Raw genomic sequence first — 18,768 nt, 5'->3', positions numbered from 1 at the left:
CGGATTCACCATCGACGGGTGAGGCGAGAGCCCACGCCGCCAAGGCATCCTCGATGGGCCGGGTAGCGAATGCCGGGCGAACATTCGGACGACACTGGACGACCACCAGAGGAGGCGTCATGGGCACTTCCGACTCGGGATGGCCGGCCACCGTGCGCTACGCCTTCCTCGTCGGTGGTGAACTGTCCGAGCGGGTTCTCGCGGCCTTCCCGGAACTGCAGGTGTCGGAGACCGCTCACGCACACACCACGCTGTACGGCCCCGTCCGCAACCCCACCGAACTGCGCGGCATGCTCGCTCGCTTCGACGCGCTGGGTCTCACCATCGTCGAGATGCGCCGCCTGCCGGACTGACGGCCACGCTGCCGACAGGGACAGATCAGCCGTCGGCTCGTTCGGTCACTCGGACGAGCCGGTGCTCGGCCGCGTCGAACGCGCGTCGGGTCGACTCCCCGATCGTGTCGGTAGCCGAAAAGATCTCCAGCGCAAGGCCTTGTTCGGCAAGGCGATCGTCGCCCCAGTCGTCGGCGACCGGCTCACCGATCCCGCTCAGGTACAGACGCCCGCCCACCGCGTCGAGACGCCGTGCGTAGTCCCGGACGACGGAGAAGAACGTCGCGCCGAACGTGGTGCGGCCCCGAAGTCGCAGAATCACCTCCGGGTTCACCGCGCCGGCCGGATCGGGCAGACGCGCCTGGAGGGTGCGGGCACCCGCGTAGAAGAGACTGCCGTAGACGTCGAGGACGACGACCTGCCCGTCCGCGAGCGTGCGCGGCGCGGGCTGCTCCCGCAGCGTGCCGTCGTCGCCCGGGACCAGTTCGACCACAGACAGATCCATCGCCTCCTGGTTGAGTTGCAGCAGCAGCGACAGCGCGACGCCGATACCCACCGCGGCGGCGACGGGAAGCAGCAGTGTCGCAACGAAAGTCGTCACGAGGGCGATCTGTGAGCCGGGTCCGGTCTGCAGGATCACCCGGATCTTGCCGGGCCGAATGGAGCCGACGGCCGCGAAGATCAGCACCGCAGCCAAAGTCGGCATCGGCACCTTGCTGACAAGCCCCGAGAAGACCACCAGGATCACCAGCATCCAGATGCCCGACCACACGGCACCCCACCGCCCGCGGGCCCCGGCAGTCACGTTCAGTGCCGTCTGCCCCACCGAGCCGCCGACCGGCATGCCACCGAAGAGCGCCGAGCTGACGTTGCCGACGCCCTGCGCCGAGAAGTCGACGTTCGCATCCGAGCGGCTGCCGTCGCGGTTGGGCGCCGACTCCGCCACGCCGGCGCCCTGGACCAACACGATCACCGCGACCGCGAGGGCGCCACCCAGCAGTTCGAACGAGAACGTGCCGAAATCCGGCAGCACCGGAAGCGGCAGCCCGGTCGGGATCGTCCCGACGTCCGACACCCGGGCGACGGTGTCCCACCCGAGCGCGATCACGACGACGCTGGGTACCACCAGCGCCAACAGCGAGCTGAGCAGTGCCAGCCGCGTGCGGGCGAGGACCGCCAGGAGGAGCAGCGCCGTCGCGCCGGTGACGAGCGCACGCCAGTCGATGCTCGACGGGTTGGAGATCACGTCGAAGAACTTCGCGGCCGCGATCGACCCGCTCGCGTCGGCCCCGACGAGGTCGGGGACCTGGCCGAGCATGATGTTGACCGCGATGCCGGTGAGGAATCCCGTCATCACCGAGTGCGACACGAAGCGGGTGTAGCGGCCCAGTCGCAGCAGCGCGGCCGCGACCATGACGAGGCCCGCGATGAGCGTCAGCAGCACGAGCGCGCCTTCGCGGTCCGCGTCCGGGACGTCGGCGATGGCCGACCCGGCCGCCAGGGCGGCGGCGCTGGTCGTGGTGATCACCATCAGTTTCGTGCTGGTCTGTAGCCCGCCGAACAGCGGTCCCGCAAAGCTCGCATACAGCCCGTGCACCGGGTTGACGCCGGCCAGCACGCCCGACGCCATGCCGTCGGGGACGCTGCTGATCGCCCCCGGGATGCCCGCGATCAGGTCGTTCTTGAACCAGCGCCGCTCCGGGAGTCGCGAACGCACCCATCGCCGCACGGCACCGACCACACCAGCCATGCGTGCAGTGTGCGGATCCGAACCGCCCGCGTCCTCACTCCCGGCGGATGAGGTTGTCCCTGCCGACGAGCCGGATCTTGGCGTCGATCCGGTGGATGCGCGGGTCGTCCGCCGGGATGAGGAAGGTCTCGTGGACGTGCGCGGTGACCAGCTTGCGGCCGAACAGACCGGCGTCGATCAGGTAGTCGGCCACCACCTCGTCGCCCTCGACCCGGTAGCTCTCTTCGCGAATGTCGCAGATCACCCGAAACTGCGGACCGCGCGAAAGACTGCGGCGCAGGTGATTTCCCGAAAAGCCGGTCTTCAGGCCGACCTCGTAGCGCACCGCGTCGGGCGCGTAGGGCACGGAATCACCGTCGTGGCTGAGCAGGGCGGCCACGTACGTCCGAGCCGCGTCGAGCTGTGCTGTCATAGGCACAGTCGACCATGCCGGACCACCCGATGAGTGTGAATTTGATCCCCACTCCTCACGTGCTATCAGGGCACCGGGGTACAGTGCTACGTATGCAGCGCGCGCTCCTTCTTGGGTGCCGCGGCGGGGTCTGACCCAGACTGGCCACCCGTCGCGGGTCCTCTACGTGCGCCGGTCGCCTCAGCTGTAGGACTCGACACAGTCCGCACTCGAACCTGGAGATCAATCCCATGTCCCCCGCTGACGCCTTCACTTCCGGCTCTCGCACCATCACGCCGCCGTCCAAGCCTGCACCGGCCGATCAGCCGGCCTGGAACACGCAGAAGAACTCGTCGATGCCGACCTTCCGCTACCGCTCGTTCGGCGAGGAGGTCGAGCCCGTATCGCTGCCCGACCGCACGTGGCCGGACAAGGTCATCGACCGCGCCCCGCAGTGGTGCGCCGTGGATCTGCGTGACGGCAACCAGGCCCTGATCGACCCGATGAGCCCGGCCCGCAAGCGTCGCATGTTCGAGCTGCTGGTGCGAATGGGTTACAAGGAGATCGAGGTCGGCTTCCCGTCCGCGAGCCAGACCGACTTCGACTTCGTCCGCGAGATCATCGAGGACAACGCGATCCCCGACGACGTCACCATCCAGGTGCTGACCCAGTCGCGCCCCGAGCTGATCAAGCGCACCTTCGAGGCCTGCGCCGGCGCGAAGAACGTCATCGTGCACTTCTACAACTCGACGTCGATCCTGCAGCGTCGCGTGGTGTTCCGCGCCGACAAGGACGCGATCAAGAAGATCGCGACCGACGCCGCCGCGCTGGTGCTGGAGGAGGCGAAGAACCACCCCGACACCAACTGGCGCTGGGAGTACTCGCCGGAGTCGTACACCGGCACCGAGCTGTCCTACGCCAAGGAGGTGTGCGACGCGGTCGTCGAGACCCTGGGCGCCACCCCCGACAATCGGGTGATCATCAACCTGCCGGCGACCGTCGAGATGGCGACGCCCAACGTGTACGCCGACTCCATCGAGTGGATGCACCGCAACCTGGCCGAGCGCGACAGCATCATCCTGTCGCTGCACCCGCACAACGACCGCGGCACCGGTGTCGCGGCCGCCGAGCTGGGCTACCAGGCGGGCGCCGACCGCATCGAGGGCTGCCTGTTCGGCAACGGTGAGCGCACCGGCAACGTGTGCCTGGTGACCCTGGGTCTGAACATGTTCACCCGCGGTGTCGACCCGCAGATCGACTTCTCGAACATCGACGAGATCCGCCGCACCGTCGAGTACTGCAACCAGCTGCCGGTCCACGAGCGCCACCCGTACGGCGGCGACCTGGTCTACACCGCGTTCTCGGGCAGCCACCAGGACGCGATCAACAAGGGCCTGGACGCGATGAAGGCTACGGCCGACGAGCAGAACGCCGACGTGGACGACATCGTGTGGGAGGTCCCCTACCTGCCGATCGACCCCAAGGACGTGGGCCGCACCTACGAGGCCGTCATCCGCGTCAACTCGCAGTCCGGCAAGGGCGGCGTCGCGTACATCATGAAGGCCGATCACGGCCTGCAGCTACCGCGTCGCCTGCAGATCGAGTTCTCGCAGGCCGTCCAGAAGATCACCGACGGCGAGGGCGGCGAGGTCTCACCCAAGGAGATCTGGGACGTCTTCGCCGACGAGTACCTGGCGCCGGTCAACCCGCTGGAGCGCATGCGCCAAAAGGTGACGGCTGCCGAGGAGGATGGCGGCACCGACTCGATCACCGCGGTCGTCAAGATCAACGGTGCCGAGCAGGAGATCTCCGGCGCGGGTAACGGCCCACTGGCCGCGTTCGTCGACGCGCTGGGCACCATCGGCTTCGACGTCCGCGTCCTGGACTACTCCGAGCACGCGATGTCCGCCGGTGACGACGCCCAGGCCGCGGCGTACGTCGAGTGCGCGGTGACCCTGCCCGACGGCACCAGCAAGGTGGTGTGGGGCGTCGGCATCGCCACCTCGATCACCACCGCGTCGCTGCGCGCCGTCGTCTCGGCGGTCAACCGGGCGCACTGAGTTAGACAGCTGGAAGGGGCCGCATCCGTCAGGGTGCGGCCCCTTCGGCGTTCCGGGGTTCGGCCTGAGCGCCCATTCCTTGCCACACCGCGCGGTTTCCCGCACAAACTCTCGAAGAGTGGGCGCTCAGGCCGACGCCGCCCGGGCCAGACGTCGCCCCGACCCGACCAGCAGGATCAGGCACACCACGACGGCCGGCCACACCAGCACCAGGCCGACAGGCCGCAGCCAATCCGCGTGCGACGACACCGCAACGGTCAGCGACGCCGCCGACGTCATACCCATCGGAAACGCGGTGGACCAGCGGCGCACGTCGTAGCGCAGCCGCGGCCACCGGATCTCGCACGCCACCAGCACGACGTACCCGATCATCGCGAGGCAGACGATGACGATGCCGGTGATCTGGATCGTGTGGTGGAGTCCCTCGGGCCACCCGGCTGCACGCGCGACCGGTGCGAGCGTGCCCGCCGCGAGCCCACTGATCGCGAGCGCGCCCGCGAACACCCAATGGTCACCGGCACCCAGCCGGAACTGGTCGAACGAGAACCTGACGAGCACCATCAGGTAGAAGAGCAGGCCCAGCAGGAACGCGATGAACGCGGGACCGGCCAGCCAGTGCGCCGGCGCCGACACGCCGAGCGCCGCCGCGAGCACCGCGAGTCCTTGCGTTGCGACGCAGAGCAGGAAGTGCACGCCGACGGTCGGCGACGTCCAGCGCCACACCACGGACGGCATCAACACGATCCACGCGACCGACGCGATCGCCAGGGCCACCCACGCGACGTGATTCCAGTCCAGCAGCACGCACCGCGCCCCGAGCACACACGTCGCGGCCACGCCGGTCAGCGCGGGCGGGGTGTCGGCCTCGCCCGCCCAGCGGGCACGGTCACCCACCAGGCGCCCGACGAACACCGCGACCAGTACCACCCAGATCAGCCCGGCGACGCCCAGCCAGCACAGCGAGAACCACTCGACGTTCGCGAGGTGCAGTGCGACCGAAACGATGCCGGTCGACATGGCCGCGGCGCCGGCGCCCGCGGGTATCGCGGCCAGCGCGCGGCCGGCACCCGCCCGCACACTCCACCCGCCGGACATGACCCCATGATGCGCGTGGCGATCCGCGCGGGCAGTCGATTCGACGGTTCGGACGGCGGTATGTGCTTAGACTCCCGACGAGGGGGGCGCGGGAGGGGCCCCGTATCTACAGGGGAGGAAATCTGTATGGGAGCATCGTCTTTCGTCAAGGACGGGGAGTCGGTCCGGAAGCTTCTCACCGTGGGAGCCACAATCGTTGTTCCGTATGCGCTCTGGCCGCTGGTCTTGCTCTGGGCCGTGCTGTACTTCAGCGCACTCGGGGTGAAGCGAGTCGTCTCGATACCCGAGCGAAACTAGACGAACCGACGCAGGAGCTTGATCTTCCTGGCCGTGTACGGCGGGTAGACGAAACGCGGGTCCGGCTTGAAACGCTGGACCAACACTGCCTTTCGGTGACTGAGCGTCTCGAATCCCCACTTGCCGTTGTATGCGCCCATGCCACTGGCACCGACTCCCCCGAATGGGAGACCAGGCACCGAATAGTGCACCGCAGCATGGTTCACGACCGCGCCGCCCGAGCTGATCTCGGACAGCAGTCGTCGCTGGACTGCAGGTGACCGGGTGAAGAAGTAGGCCGCCAGGGGCTTCGGTCGAGCACGCACGAATGCGATCGCCTCGTCCACCGAGTCGACCGTCAACACCGGTAGGACTGGCCCGAAGATCTCCTCACGGAGGACCGGCTCGTCCGGATCCGGGTCCACCGGCACCGTCGGATCGATTGTGAGCGTGGATCGATCGGATCTGCCCCCGAACGCGACGGTGCCACCGGTGCGCGTCAGGTACTCGGTGATCCGGTCGAAGTGACGCTCGTTGACGATCGGCAGGCCGGGAGACCCTGCGTCGGACCGGAACTCGGTGATGGTTCGAACGAGTCGAGCCACCAGGTCGTCTCGGACAGACCGCTCGACCAGGACATAGTCCGGCGCAATGCAAGTCTGGCCCGAGTTGACGAGCTTCGTCCACGCGATTCGCCGTGCCGTACTGTCGAGATCGGCACCCTTGGTGACGATCGCCGGACACTTGCCGCCGAGTTCGAGAGTCACAGGCGTCAGACGCTGGGCCGCGCCCGACATGACCTTCCTGCCGGTCTCCGTGCCCCCGGTGAAGAATGCGTGATCGAATCCCTGCGCCAGGAGCTCTTGGGTCGTGTTCGCATCGCCCTCGATCACAGCGACGGCGTCACTGTCGACATATTCCGGCATCAGTCGGGCAAGCAGGTGGGACGTCGCGGGCGCCATCTCGGAGGGCTTGAGCACCGCGCAGTTTCCGGCCGCGAGTGCCGCGACGAGCGGATTGAGTGTCACCGCAATGGGACAGTTCCACGCCCCGATGACGAGGACCACCCCGAGCGACTCGTACTGAACCCATCCCAGGGCGGGCATCCGATTGAGCGGCACCGGCTGAAGCCGTCGGCGCATCCAACGACGAACCCGCGTGCGCGCGTATGCCGCCTCGTTCCGGACGCCGGAGATATCGGTCAGCCACGCCTCCACGGGGTTGCGTCCCAGGTCCGCGGCGAGCGCCCGGGTGATCTCGCCCTCGCGCTCGACCATCATGCGCTCGATACCGCGCAACTGTTCGATTCGCCAGCGCGCGCTCCTGGTTCGGCCGGTGGCGTAGGTGCTGCGCAGGCCGTCGACGGTATCGGCTACGCGGGCGTCGGGGATCGTGTCGGAACTTCGGGTCAGCTCGTCAGTCATGACGGATTCGCCTCGATATCGCGTGAAGATGATGTCGCGTGAGGAAATCTTGGAAGACAAAGACTTTCGAACGACGGGCGTATGTCGTTGCGTCCGTCTTCACACCCGTGCGATCGGGGCCACGGTGCCCGGGTACCGGTCATCGACTGTCGTCGCCGATCGCGCGTCCGTCAAGACCACCATAGGATCACGGCGCAGTCGACGACTTGGCCACCCAACCGACGCCTCCGACCAATCCTGCCGAAATAGCTGTCTCACACAGGCATTCGCAAAACCAGCAGCGTCACCGACGCCGGCCCCGGAACCTGCCGATCAGTCCTCGCCGCATTCGACGCCATCCGAATCCACGCGGACACGTTCGAGCAGCGACTTCAACATCGCCGACTCCTGGTCCGAGAGTGCCGCGAACATCTCGCCATCGGCGGCAGCGAGAGCGCTCTCGATATGGGTGACGGTTCGCGCACCCTCGGCGGTGATCTCGACGATGCGCCGACGGCGGTCGGTCGGCTCACGTCGACGTTCCGCCAGCCCTGCGTCCTCGAGGTCGTTGAGTATCGCTACCAGTTGACTCGGGTCGAGTCCCATGACCTCGGCCAGAGGGCGCTGCCCGATCGGGCCGTGACCGACGTGCAGCAGGGTCATCGCGTGGCGCGGCCGGAGCCCGGTCGACGAGAGAGCGGCCCGCAGGCGGACGCCGGCCAACTCGCCCCCGGAACGCCAGGCGCTCGGTGGGGGTTGTCGCCGCGCCAGAACGAGCAGGTCACCCAGGGCATGCACAATGCCGGAGTCCCCGACTCCTGGTTCCCGATGCTTGCCGCGCTGAAGGCGCTCGGCGCGATCGGACTGATCGTCGGACTGTGGGTGCCCTGGATCGGTGTGGCGGCAGCGATCGGCGTCACGCTCTACTTCGTCGGCGCGACGGTCATGCACCTGCGCGCCGGCGACAAGAACATCGGTGGACCGGTGGTCCTCGGACTTCTCGCAGTCGCAGCGATCGTCCTGCGTCTGCTCACCGCCTGACCGCGGCGCTCAGTCGTCGCAGTGCACGTTCCGCGGCAACTCGTCGGGGAAGCGGTAGTCGCAGCCGAGGTCGTCGGTGGACCGGGTTCCCCACTCGTCGCGGAACCATGCGACACAAGCGTCGGCGACGAGTCGGACGTCGCGGGTGAACAGGTAGCCGTCGGTGCAGTCGGCGAAGTGGTCGTCGAAGAACCAGCGGTCCAACGACAGTCGGTCCACCGAGTAATCGGCCAAGATCAACTGGTCGAGGACGGAGCGTGACCGGCGGAGCATCAGTACGCCGTCCTCGAGCATGGTGATCTGCGCGCACGCGATTTCGTCGAACTCGTCCTGGCTGCGGTACCCGTTCGGTCCCATCTCGAGCATGAACGCCACCGGCTGTCCGGTCAGCGACTCGACCAGCCAATCGACCATCCCTGCCCACGACACCCCTGACGATCGCGCGTGCTCGGCCACCGTTCTCCCTCCCTCGGTCAGCGACCCCTCCCCGACGAACCTATCGGTCGACTACGACAGCACACCACGTGCACCAACTCACGGTGTCACGATCGCGAAGTTCGGATCCGGGGCATCGACGTAGCCGGCGAACTCGGTCAGCCGGCGGACGTCGCCTGCCGCGTCGGCACGACCATCGGCGATGGCCTCGGGTAGGTCGACCACGCCCAGCAGCACACCGAACAGCAGCGGACGGGTGAGGGTGAACCGCGCGTCCGGCTCGGGGACCGGCCGGGCGCCGTCGAGGTCCCAGTGCACCAGCACACCGTTCCGCAACTCCATCCGGTGCACGCGTTCCTCGTCGCGGATGGCCCAGTCGATGATCATGTGTGCGTGCCACGCCGCAGGACCGTCGACGCGCAGCGAGACCGCGTCGAACAGTTGCTCCACCGACAGCGTCCGCGCGAGATCGGGTGCCGCGGCCTGAGCCGGGGTACCGGCCGGTCCGCTGCGCAATTCCATTGCCCCCGTGAGGTAGAAGTTGCGCCAGGTGGCGTTCTCGGCGCCGTACCCCAGTTGCTCGAGCGTCGCGGCCTGCAACTCCCTGGCATCGGCGTTGTCCGGCTCGGCGAACACCACGTAGTCGACGACCTGCGCCACCCACCGGAAATCACCTTCCGCGAACGACTTCCGCGCCTTGCGCAACACCTCCGACGAGCCCCCCATGAACTCGACGTGCCGCTTCGCCGACTCGACGGGCGGGTACTCCCACAGGTGCGCGGGGTTGCCGTCGAACCAGCCCATGTACCGCTGGTAGATCGCCTTGACGTTGTGGCTGACCGAGCCGTAGTAGCCGCGCGCGTGCCACGACTTCTCGAGCGCCGGTGGCAGCCGGAGTTCCTCGGCGATTTCGATCCCGGTGCGGCCCTGGTTCATTCGACGCACGGTCTGATCGTGCAGGTAGGCGTACAGATCCCGCTGCAGGGACAGGAACTCGGTGAGCCGCTCGGTCCCCCAGGTGGGCCAGTGGTGGGACGCGAACAGCACGTCCGAGTCGGCCGCATACCGATGGATCGCCTCGGTGAGGTACTTCGACCACACGTGCGGGTCACGTACCAGCGCGCCACGCAGCGTCAGCAGATTGTGCTGCGTGTGAGTTGCGTTCTCCGCCATGCACAGTGCCCGACGGTCCGGGAGGTGGAAGTTCATCTCCGACGGCGCCTCGGTGCCGGGGGTGAGTTGGAACGCGATCCGGACACCGTCGAGGACTTCGGTCTGTCCGGTGCGTTCGACGAAGACCGTGGGCGCGATGAGCGTGACCGTTCCGGTCGACGTCGTCTGGCCCAGGCCCGATCCGACCGATCCCCGCGGGTTGCGTGGGAGCGCGGCCCCGTACATGTAGGCCGCCCGGCGTGCCATCGCCGTACCCGCATAGACGTTCTCGGCGACGGCGTGTTCGACCAGCCCGGTGGGGGCGATCACCGGGCAGCGACCGGATGTGACCGATTCGGCGTCGGTGACGCCCTCGACGCCGCCGAAATGGTCGACGTGCGAATGCGTGTAGATGACACCCACGACCGGTCGGTCGCCGCGGTGCTCCCTGTACAGCGCCAGCGCCGCTGCGGCGGTCTCGGTGGAGATGAGCGGATCTACGACGATGACACCGGTGTCGCCTTCGACCATCGTCATGTTCGAAATGTCCAGACCCCGAACCTGGTAGATGCCGTCGCACACCTCGAACAGGCCCTGCTTGGCGGCGAGGCGACTCTGTCGCCACAGGCTGGGATTCACCGTCGGCGGGCAGTCGGCGTCGAGGAACGCATAGGAGTCGTTGTCCCACACGACGCTTCCGTCGTCACCCCGGATCACGCAGGGCGTCAGGGCCGCCACGAAGCCTCTGTCGACGTCCGCGCAGTCGCCGTCGGGCAGGGATGCGGCAAATCGAGCGTTGGCCGCCGCGATCGCGGATGTCGCATCTGCCGGAACCGTCATCGCGAAACCCCCATGAATGTCATTTACGTGAGCCGATTCCCGTCAATCATCACCCGTTTGCCGACTGTTCGCCGCGACTTGAAATTCACCCGCCTCGAATGACCCAATCACGCTGCCGTTTGTGTCACAGTCAGTTGCACTCTCGACCGAAACACGTGAATGGAGCCGTCCTCATGGACTCTTTCTGGGATTTTCTCTGGGTGATTCTCGTCAGCTTCGCGTTCATCGCGTACCTGATGCTGTTGTTCTCGATCATCACGGACCTTTTCCGGGACCACAAGAGCTCCGGCTGGGTCAAGGCCATCTGGGTGGTCTTCCTGATCATCTTGCCGTTCCTCACGGCGCTGATCTACCTCATCGTCAAGGGCGACGACATGACGAAGCGCTCGGTCCGGGCTGCCCAGCAGATGCAGGACGCGCAGGACTCCTACATCCGTCAGGTCGCAGGCAAGTCCGGAGCGGACCAGATTGCCGACGCGAAGGCCCTGCTCGACGCGGGAACCATCACGCAGGACGAGTTCCAGTCGCTCAAAGCCAAGGCCCTCGCGAGCTGACGTTCCTCCTCGCTTGCGCGATGCCGCGTCCCCGAGCGGACGCGGCATCGTCGTTTCCGGACGTGGCAGGCGCAACACCGCACCCCGCCACTTCCGCGCCTGTGGAAAACTCGGCACGTGGGAACTAGCACTCGGATGACACTGCGGGGCCGTCTCGCGCTGCGCGCGGCCGCCGCGGCGGCTTGGGCCTCGCAGAAGGCCGGCCGCGGTAAGGGCTCGATGATCGGCGGCCTGATCGCCCTCAAGATCGACCCGACACTCATGCAGCAACTGGGCCGCGGGCGGCGCACAGTCGTCATCACCGGCACCAACGGCAAGTCCACCACCACCCGCATGACCGCGGCGGCGCTGGCCACCCTCGACGAGGTCGCGACGCAGGCCGACGGCGCGAACATGGACGCCGGCATCGTCGCCGCGCTCACCGCCCGCGTCGACGCGCCGCTGGCGGCGCTCGAGGTGGACGAACTGCACGTCCCGCACGTGAGCGACGCGGTGAACCCCGAGGTCGTCGTCCTGCTCAACCTCAGCCGCGACCAGCTGGACCGCGTCGGCGAGATCAACATGATCGAGCGCAGGCTGCGCGCCGGCCTCGAGCGTCACCCCGACACGATCGTGGTCGCGAACTGCGACGACGTGCTGGTCACCTCTGTCGCGTACGACTGCAAGAACGTGATCTGGGTTGCTGCCGGCAGCGGCTGGGCCAGCGACTCCGTCAGCTGCCCGCGCACCGGCGAGCCGATCGTGTGGGACGGCCCGCACTGGCGCAGCACCGGCTCCGACTTCGCGCGTCCGACGCCCGATTGGTGGCTCGACGACGACAACCTGTACGGCCCGGACGGGCTCGTGATCCCGATGAAGCTGACGCTGCCCGGCAAGGCGAACCGCGGCAATGCCGCACAAGCCGTGGCGGCGGCCGTCGCGATGGGCGCGAAGGCCGAGGACGCCGTCGCGGCCGCGTCGATCGTCGAAGAGGTCGCCGGCCGGTACAGCACCGTGCAGGTGGGCGCGCATTCGGTGCACATGCTGCTGGCGAAGAACCCGGCCGGTTGGCAGGAGGCGCTGTCGATGATCGACCACAGCGTCGACGGCCTCGTCATCGCCGTCAACGGTCAGGTGCCCGACGGCGAGGACCTGTCGTGGCTGTGGGACGTGCGCTTCGAGCACTTCGAGGGCGTGAAGGTGGTCGCCGCCGGCGAACGCGGCACCGACCTCGCGGTCCGGCTGACGTATGCGGGCGTCGAGCACACGCTCGAGCACGATCCGATGCGGGCGATCACGGCGTGCCCGCCCGGACGTGTCGAGGTGCTCGCGAACTACACGGCGTTCCGTGATCTGAACACCGCAATCGCCAAGGAGAACAGCCGCGATGTCTGAGTCCACGGTCCGTATCGGCCTCGTCCTGCCCGACGTCATGGGCACCTACGGCGACGGTGGCAACGCGCTGATCCTGCGGCAGCGCCTGCGCATGCGTGGCTTCGACGCCGAGATCGTCGACATCACCCTCAGCGACCCGGTACCCGAGTCGCTGGATCTGTACACCCTCGGCGGCGCCGAGGACTCGGCACAGCGGCTGGCTACCCGGCACCTCACGACCTATCCGGGGCTGCAGAAGGCGGCCGAGCGCGGCGCCCCCGTGCTCGCGATCTGCGCGGCGATCCAGGTGCTCGGGCACTGGTACGAGACGTCGGCCGGCGAGCGCGTCGAGGGTGTGTCGATGCTCGACGCCACCACCTCCCCGCAGGAGAAGCGCTCGATCGGCGAGGTCATCACCACGCCCCTGATCGACGGCCTGACCGCTCCCCTGTCGGGATTCGAGAATCACCGTGGCGGAACGACTCTCGGCCCGGATGCCAAGCCGGTGGGACGGGTGACGCACGGCGTCGGCAACGGTGTCGGCGACGGATTCGAGGGCGTCACCCAGGGTTCGGTGATCGGCACCTACATGCACGGTCCCGTCCTGGCGCGGAACCCGGAACTGGCCGACCTGCTGTTGAAGCGCGCGCTCGGCGTCGACGAACTGCCGCCGCTGGATCTGCCCGAGGTGGAACTGCTGCGCCGCGAGCGGTTGCGGGTGCGCTAGGCCGGCTTCCGCCGCATCACAGGACGAAATCGCTGGAGGCTCGCGAAATCAGTTCGGGCGCGAGCCTTTCCGAGGTCACCTCGGTGCCGCCGAGGATCGAGACCAGCATGCGAACACTCTCTCGGCCCATCGCGTGCATCGGCGAACGCACCGTGGTGAGTGCCACGGTCATCTCGGCGGCGAGAGGAACGTCGTTGTACCCGATCACCGCGACGTCGCGACCCACCTCCCGACCGGCGTCACGGAGCGCGCCGTAGGCACCGATCGCGGCGAAGTCGTTGGTGGCGAAGATCGCGGTGAGGTCGGGTGACCGCTCGAGCAGCGTAGTGGCACCCTGGCGGCCGCCCGCCGCGTCGAACCCGGTGTAGACGATGTCGCCGTCGGAGACCGGATGTCCGGCGCGCGCGAACGCGTCGACGAAACCGCGGGTGCGGTCGACGGTGGTGCTCGCGAACGGCAGACCCGCGATCACACCCACCCGACGGTGTCCGCGCGCGAGCAGGTGTTGCGCCGCCAGCGCTCCCCCCGCGCAATCGTCACACGTCACGGACGGATGGTCCCCCGCACGCCGCGAGACCAGGACGAACGGCGTCCCCCGTTCGGCGACACCGTCGAGGAACCGGTGATCCAGGTGGGCGTCACCGAAGATGAGGCCGTCCACCTGCCGGGCGAGCAGCATCTCGGTCCGCGTCGACTGGTTCTCCGGATTGTCGAGCGAGTTCGTCACGAACGTGGACAGGCCCGACTCCTCGGCGGCCTCCTCGATCCCCTCGTAGATCGTGGCGAGCACATAGTCGGAGAGGCGGGGAACGAGCACGCCGATGAGGTTCGTGCGGTTCGTCCGCAGGCTCGCGGCGTGCAGGTTCGGGCGGTAGCCGAGGCTGTCGGCGAGCGTCCGGATGCGTTCGGCGGTTGCCGCCGAGGCGGTGCGCGTGCCCGGCGCCGACGTTCCGTTGAGGACACGCGAAACCGTCGACACGTGAACGCCCAGCTCGTCGGCAATGAGCCGCAACGTAGCCCGCGGCTTCTTCGGGTTCCCCACGACAGTCGATCCTTCCACGCCATGTAAACGCTGTGAAACGTAGCCCGCTCCCTCTTGACACGTGGCCGCGGTCACCATTCTAATGGGCGCAAACGTTTGGCCCAAACGTTTGCGCAATCTCTGAAGGGACGTCATGAGCAAGGTTGTCGTGCTCGCCACCGGTGGGACCATCGCGTCCCGCAACGACTCGTCGGGAAACGCCGTCGCGGCCGACGACGTCTCCTCGCTGCTCGCGTCCGTCGCCCCGGGCGGTATCCGTGTCGAGGGTCGCGACGTCCTGACCACGGGCAGCTATCTGCTCACGCCGGACGACCAGCTGACGATCATCCGCGCGATCGCCGATGCACTGACCGACCCGGAGGTGAGCGGCGTCGTCGTCACCCACGGCACCGACACGATGGAGGAGACTGCGTATCTGTGCGACCTTCACCAGGCGGACGATCGACCGGTCGTGTTCACTGGTGCGCAGCTGGCAGCCGATTCCCGGGAGTGGGACGGCGCCCGGAATCTGAGCGACGCCGTACTGGTCGCCGCCACCCCCTCCGCGCGCGGCATCGGTACCGTCATCGCCTTCCACGGTCGGATCCTGGCCGCGGCCGGAACCCGCAAGAGCCACACGACGGCACTGGATGCCTTCGACAACGGTGCCGGCGGCGCCCTGGGTCACGTGCGCGACGGCGAGGTGGAGATCGACCACTGTCCCGCACGCCCGCAACCGCTTCCATTGCCCGACGCCCTACCCCGAGTCGACATCGTCGCGGTGCACCCCGGAGCGGACCGCACCCTCCTGGACGCCGCGGTCGATGCCGGCGCGCGTGGAATGGTCATCGTGGGCACCGGCGTCGGCAACGCCAATCCGAGCTTCGTCGCGGCCGCACGGGACTGCATCGCAGCCGGGATCCCCGTGATCGTCGGTACCCGTGTCGCGAACGGCGACATCGTCGCCCGCTACGGCAACGGCGGCGGAGCCGACCTCGCCGAGGCCGGGGTGCTGTCCGCGGGGCTGCTGCGCCCCGCCCAGGCCCGAATACTGCTCGCGTCGGCCCTGGCCGTCGCACCGGTCCCCGAGATCGCGAACATCGTTCGCTCCCATACCCATCCCACCGTGGCCGTCCCGGCCACGTTGCGTCCGTCCCACCGATGAAAGAGGTACGCATGTCCAAGAAGATCTACGTCAACTTCGGTGTCGACGTCGATGCCGTCGCCGGCTGGCTCGGCTCGTACGGAGGCGAGGACTCGCCCGGCGACATCTCCCGCGGCCTCTTCGCCGGCGAGGTCGGCGTTCCCCGGCTGGTCAAGCTCTTCGAGAAGTACGGCATCACGACGTCCTGGTTTGTCCCGGGCCACTCGATCGAGACCTTCCCGCGCGAGATCGAGCAGGTCGTCGCGGCCGGCCACGAAATCGGCATCCACGGCTACAGCCACGAGAACCCGATCGCGATGACCCGCGAGCAGGAGACCGCGGTCCTCGACCGCTGCATCGAGCTGATCGAGTCCTTCACCGGTCGCAAGCCCACCGGCTACACGGCACCGTGGTGGGAGTTCTCCAAGGTGACCAACGAGCTGCTGGTCGAGCGGGGCATCAAGTACGACCACTCGCTCATGCACAACGACTTCACGCCGTACTACGTGCGGGTCGGCGACTCGTGGACCAAGATCGACTACAGCCAGGCCGCCGAGACCTGGATGAAGCCGCTCGAGCGCGGTGAGGAGACCGACCTGGTCGAGATTCCCGCGAACTGGCTGCTCGACGATCTGCCGCCGCAGATGTTCATCAAGTCCAGCCCGAACAGCCACGGCTTCGTCAGCCCGCGGCATCTCGAGGAGATGTGGCGCGACCAGTTCGACTGGGTCTACCGCGAGATGGACTACGCGATCTTCCCGATCACGATCCACCCGGACGTGTCCGGGCGTCCGCAGTCCCTGCTCATGCTCGAGCGTCTCATCGAGCACATCAACAAGCACGACGGTGTCGAGTGGGTCACCTTTGATCAGATGGCCGACGACTTCAAGGCCCGGTTCCCGCGTCAGAACTGACGCTCGGCACACGAAACCCCTCAGCGAACGAAAACGGTGGGAGCGCAAGGCCCGCGCTCCCACCGTCGCCCCAGCCTCCGACATCATCAGTCCCGGGAAGGACACCCATGAGCCAGACGGCCGAGGAACATCCACTATCGCAAACTTCCGCGACACCGACCAAGCAACTCCCACGCTTCAGCATTCGGGAGACCCGCAAGTCCACCATCATCGCCTTTCTGGCCTGGACGGTCGCGGTCTACGACTTCATCCTCTTCGGCACGCTCCTCCCCCGCGTGAAGGAAGACTTCGGATGGAGCAGCTCACACGCCCTGCTCATCTCCACCTTCGTGAGCATCGGCACCGCAGTCGTCGTGCTCGGTGTGGGTCCGGTCGTCGACCGGCTCGGGCGGCGCAAGGGCATGATGATCACCGTCGGTGGCACCGCCCTCTCGTCGGCCGCGACCGCCGCGTCCGGTGGCGCCCTGAGCCTCGTCGCCGCGAAGTCCATCGGCGGCATGGGCCTGTCCGAACAGGCGGTCAACGCAACGTATCTCAACGAGATCTACGCGGTCTCCGAGAGTGAAGCGGTTCGCAAGCACCGTGGATTCATCTACTCGTTCGTGCAGACCGGCTGGCCGCTCGGCGCCCTCCTCGCGGCCGGATTCGTCGCGCTGATGGGCTCGATCGTCGGGCCGGAGAACTGGCGCCTGGTGTTCGTGGTGGCGACGCTGCCGGCGCTCATCATCGCGTTCGTCTGCGCGCGGCTGAAGGAGTCCCCCCAGTTCGACCTCCAGGACCGGATCCGCCGCCTGCGCAAGGCCGGCAAGACCGACGAGGCTCGCGCGCTCGCCGCCGAGTACGGGATCGAGCACTCCGAGTCGAGCTCGCTGGCACGCATCTTCCAGGGCGCGAACCGGCGCAACACGATCGTGCTGTCCGTCGCCTGGATGATCAACTGGTTCGGCATCCAGACGTTCAGCGTCCTCGGCACCACCGTCCTCGAGGACGGGAAGGGCTTCTCGGGCAACCTCACGCTGCTCCTGGTGGTCTTCGCGAACGTCGTCGGCGTCTTCGGTTACCTGTTCCACGGCTGGGCCGGCGACCGGTTCGGACGCCGGAACGTCATCGTCGGTGGCTGGATGGTGGGCGGAATCATGTTCGCGGTCATGCTTCTCGGACCGTCGTCGGCGGCCTTCGTGCTCCCGGCCTACATGTTCGGACTCTTCTTCCTCCTCGGCCCCTACTCGGCGATGAACTTCTTCATGGCCGAGTGCTACACGACCGACTGCCGCGCCACCGGTGCCACCTTCATCGGCGCCATGAGCCAGCCCGGCGCGGTGATCGGCGGCTTCCTCCTGACCGCGATGGTCTCCGCGAGCGTGAGCTTCGGAACGGCCGCGTTCTGGGTCGGCGCCGTGGGCACCTTCGCCTCGGGACTGGTCATGTTGCTCGCCAAGAAGGTCGCCGTCACCGCCGGGTGACCCGCCTGACCACCGACAGACAGGATCACGACAGATGAACAACCCCTACGAGCACATGCAGGGCAAGGTGGCCGTCGTCTCCGGCGCCGCCAGCGGCATCGGACGCGAGGCCGCCGTGGCCCTGGCCGAGGTCGGCGCCCGGGTGGTGATCGGCACCTTCCCCGGCGATCCGCACGATCCGGCCGAGACCCTCCGCCGCGTGCAAGCGGTCGGTGGCGCGGCCGTCGTGCACGAGGTCGACGTCCGGTCGACGAGCCAGGTGGACGCGTTCGCCCAGCGGGCCCTGACCGAATGGGGACGCCTCGACTTCGCAGTCGCGAATGCCGGTGTTCTCCGCAAGCATTCGATCGCCGAGCTGGACGATGCGGCTTGGGACGACATGCTGCAGGTCGACCTGACCGGTGTGATGCGGACGCTGCGCGCCGCCGCGAACCGCATGAGCGGTCCAGGCGCCCTGGTCTCGATCTCGTCGATCGCCGGCGGCGTCTACGGCTGGGGCGACCACGCCCACTACTCGGCGGCGAAGGCCGGGGTGCTCGGGCTCAGCCGCGCGCTGGCCGTCGAACTGGCACCGCGGGGTATCCGCTCCAACGCGATCGTGCCGGGGCTCATCGAGACACCCCAGTCGTCGGACCCGGTGAACTCGCTCGGCCCCGACGGCCTCGTCGCCGCCGGCGCGAAGATCCCGTGGGGACGGGTCGGCACACCCGAGGAGATCGCGACGGTCGTCCGCTTCCTCCTCAGCGACGAATCCCGTTACCTCACCGGGCAATCCCTCGTCGTCGACGGCGGGCTCACCACCAAGATGCAGGACTAG

The 18,768-nt window shown here is 67.8% G+C and carries 19 protein-coding genes; 11 read left to right on the top strand and 8 right to left on the bottom strand.

Features of this window, described 5'->3' with window-relative positions:
• Positions 1-119 precede the first annotated feature (119 nt).
• A complete protein-coding gene (locus tag ACQ5DX_RS26260) occupies positions 120-353 on the top strand; it encodes a hypothetical protein (RefSeq protein ID WP_430335390.1) in 234 nt (77 codons plus the stop codon).
• Positions 354-378: 25 nt separating this feature from the next.
• Here ACQ5DX_RS26260 and ACQ5DX_RS26255 read toward each other — a convergent pair whose 3' ends face one another.
• Positions 379-2,082 (bottom strand): SulP family inorganic anion transporter, encoded by a 1,704-nt coding sequence (locus ACQ5DX_RS26255; RefSeq protein ID WP_430335389.1) that lies wholly within the window; start codon positions 2,080-2,082, stop codon positions 379-381.
• Between the two features lie 34 nt (positions 2,083-2,116).
• Positions 2,117-2,494, bottom strand: coding sequence for a hypothetical protein (locus tag ACQ5DX_RS26250; protein WP_430335388.1), 378 nt, complete (start codon positions 2,492-2,494; stop codon positions 2,117-2,119).
• A 230-nt stretch (positions 2,495-2,724) separates the two neighbouring features.
• On the opposite strand from ACQ5DX_RS26250, the gene leuA reads away from it, so the two are divergent.
• A complete protein-coding gene (leuA, locus tag ACQ5DX_RS26245; RefSeq protein ID WP_430335387.1) occupies positions 2,725-4,533 on the top strand; it encodes a 2-isopropylmalate synthase in 1,809 nt (602 codons plus the stop codon).
• Between the two features lie 126 nt (positions 4,534-4,659).
• Here the strand turns inward: leuA and ACQ5DX_RS26240 are convergent, their stop codons facing one another.
• Complete coding sequence (locus ACQ5DX_RS26240; protein WP_430335386.1) at positions 4,660-5,628, bottom strand: tellurite resistance/C4-dicarboxylate transporter family protein; 969 nt, start codon at positions 5,626-5,628, stop codon at positions 4,660-4,662.
• Positions 5,629-5,754: 126 nt separating this feature from the next.
• On the opposite strand from ACQ5DX_RS26240, the gene ACQ5DX_RS26235 reads away from it, so the two are divergent.
• Entirely contained in the window at positions 5,755-5,925 is a 171-nt protein-coding gene (locus tag ACQ5DX_RS26235; RefSeq protein ID WP_430335385.1) for a hypothetical protein, read from the top strand.
• Here ACQ5DX_RS26235 and ACQ5DX_RS26230 read toward each other — a convergent pair.
• Together ACQ5DX_RS26230 and ACQ5DX_RS26225 are read right to left on the bottom strand one after the other, a co-directional pair.
• The gene (locus ACQ5DX_RS26230; protein ID WP_430335384.1) at positions 5,922-7,328 is read right to left on the bottom strand and encodes an aldehyde dehydrogenase family protein; all 1,407 of its coding nucleotides are present in this window, start codon (positions 7,326-7,328) and stop codon (positions 5,922-5,924) included. The genes ACQ5DX_RS26235 and ACQ5DX_RS26230 overlap by 4 nt on opposite strands.
• A 312-nt stretch (positions 7,329-7,640) precedes the next feature.
• Entirely contained in the window at positions 7,641-7,970 is a 330-nt protein-coding gene (locus ACQ5DX_RS26225) for a MarR family winged helix-turn-helix transcriptional regulator (RefSeq protein WP_430335383.1), read from the bottom strand.
• 3 nt (positions 7,971-7,973) lie between these two features.
• Between ACQ5DX_RS26225 and ACQ5DX_RS26220 the strand changes: the two genes are divergently transcribed.
• Positions 7,974-8,348: a DoxX family protein gene (locus ACQ5DX_RS26220; RefSeq protein ID WP_430335382.1), complete on the top strand. Its 375-nt coding sequence runs from the start codon at positions 7,974-7,976 to the stop codon at positions 8,346-8,348.
• Between the two features lie 9 nt (positions 8,349-8,357).
• Here the strand turns inward: ACQ5DX_RS26220 and ACQ5DX_RS26215 are convergent, their stop codons facing one another.
• Together ACQ5DX_RS26215 and ACQ5DX_RS26210 are read right to left on the bottom strand one after the other, a co-directional pair.
• A complete protein-coding gene (locus ACQ5DX_RS26215; protein WP_430335381.1) occupies positions 8,358-8,804 on the bottom strand; it encodes a hypothetical protein in 447 nt (148 codons plus the stop codon).
• 78 nt (positions 8,805-8,882) lie between these two features.
• Positions 8,883-10,775, bottom strand: a complete 1,893-nt coding sequence (locus ACQ5DX_RS26210; protein WP_430335380.1) for an alkyl/aryl-sulfatase — start codon at positions 10,773-10,775, stop codon at positions 8,883-8,885.
• Between the two features lie 173 nt (positions 10,776-10,948).
• On the opposite strand from ACQ5DX_RS26210, the gene ACQ5DX_RS26205 reads away from it, so the two are divergent.
• From ACQ5DX_RS26205 to ACQ5DX_RS26195, 3 genes are all read left to right on the top strand, one after another.
• Positions 10,949-11,329 carry an SHOCT domain-containing protein gene (locus tag ACQ5DX_RS26205; RefSeq protein ID WP_430335379.1) on the top strand — a complete coding sequence of 127 codons (381 nt, stop codon included), beginning with the start codon at positions 10,949-10,951 and terminating at the stop codon, positions 11,327-11,329.
• 135 nt (positions 11,330-11,464) lie between these two features.
• Positions 11,465-12,703, top strand: a complete 1,239-nt coding sequence (locus ACQ5DX_RS26200) for a MurT ligase domain-containing protein (RefSeq protein ID WP_430335806.1) — start codon at positions 11,465-11,467, stop codon at positions 12,701-12,703.
• A complete protein-coding gene (locus ACQ5DX_RS26195; protein ID WP_430335378.1) occupies positions 12,696-13,409 on the top strand; it encodes a type 1 glutamine amidotransferase in 714 nt (237 codons plus the stop codon). The genes ACQ5DX_RS26200 and ACQ5DX_RS26195 overlap by 8 nt, the downstream gene beginning before the upstream one ends.
• A 16-nt stretch (positions 13,410-13,425) precedes the next feature.
• On the opposite strand, the gene ACQ5DX_RS26190 is transcribed toward ACQ5DX_RS26195, so the two are convergent.
• Positions 13,426-14,451: a LacI family DNA-binding transcriptional regulator gene (locus tag ACQ5DX_RS26190; protein ID WP_430335377.1), complete on the bottom strand. Its 1,026-nt coding sequence runs from the start codon at positions 14,449-14,451 to the stop codon at positions 13,426-13,428.
• A gap of 133 nt (positions 14,452-14,584) precedes the next feature.
• On the opposite strand from ACQ5DX_RS26190, the gene ACQ5DX_RS26185 reads away from it, so the two are divergent.
• The 4 genes from ACQ5DX_RS26185 to ACQ5DX_RS26170 all read left to right on the top strand — a co-directional run bounded on the left by ACQ5DX_RS26185 (position 14,585) and on the right by ACQ5DX_RS26170 (position 18,768).
• The gene (locus ACQ5DX_RS26185) at positions 14,585-15,595 is read left to right on the top strand and encodes an asparaginase (RefSeq protein WP_430335376.1); all 1,011 of its coding nucleotides are present in this window, start codon (positions 14,585-14,587) and stop codon (positions 15,593-15,595) included.
• 11 nt (positions 15,596-15,606) lie between these two features.
• On the top strand, positions 15,607-16,488 hold the full coding sequence (locus ACQ5DX_RS26180) for a polysaccharide deacetylase family protein (protein ID WP_430335375.1): 882 nt from the start codon (positions 15,607-15,609) through the stop codon (positions 16,486-16,488).
• A gap of 107 nt (positions 16,489-16,595) precedes the next feature.
• Entirely contained in the window at positions 16,596-17,951 is a 1,356-nt protein-coding gene (locus ACQ5DX_RS26175; RefSeq protein WP_430335374.1) for an MFS transporter, read from the top strand.
• 34 nt (positions 17,952-17,985) lie between these two features.
• Positions 17,986-18,768: an SDR family NAD(P)-dependent oxidoreductase gene (locus ACQ5DX_RS26170; RefSeq protein ID WP_430335373.1), complete on the top strand. Its 783-nt coding sequence runs from the start codon at positions 17,986-17,988 to the stop codon at positions 18,766-18,768.

This window comes from Rhodococcus sp. ACT016 (genome assembly GCF_050477185.1).
GTDB lineage: Bacteria > Actinomycetota > Actinomycetes > Mycobacteriales > Mycobacteriaceae > Prescottella.
The sequence above is the reverse complement of the archived record's forward strand: the minus strand, read 5'-3'. Positions and strand labels throughout refer to the sequence as shown.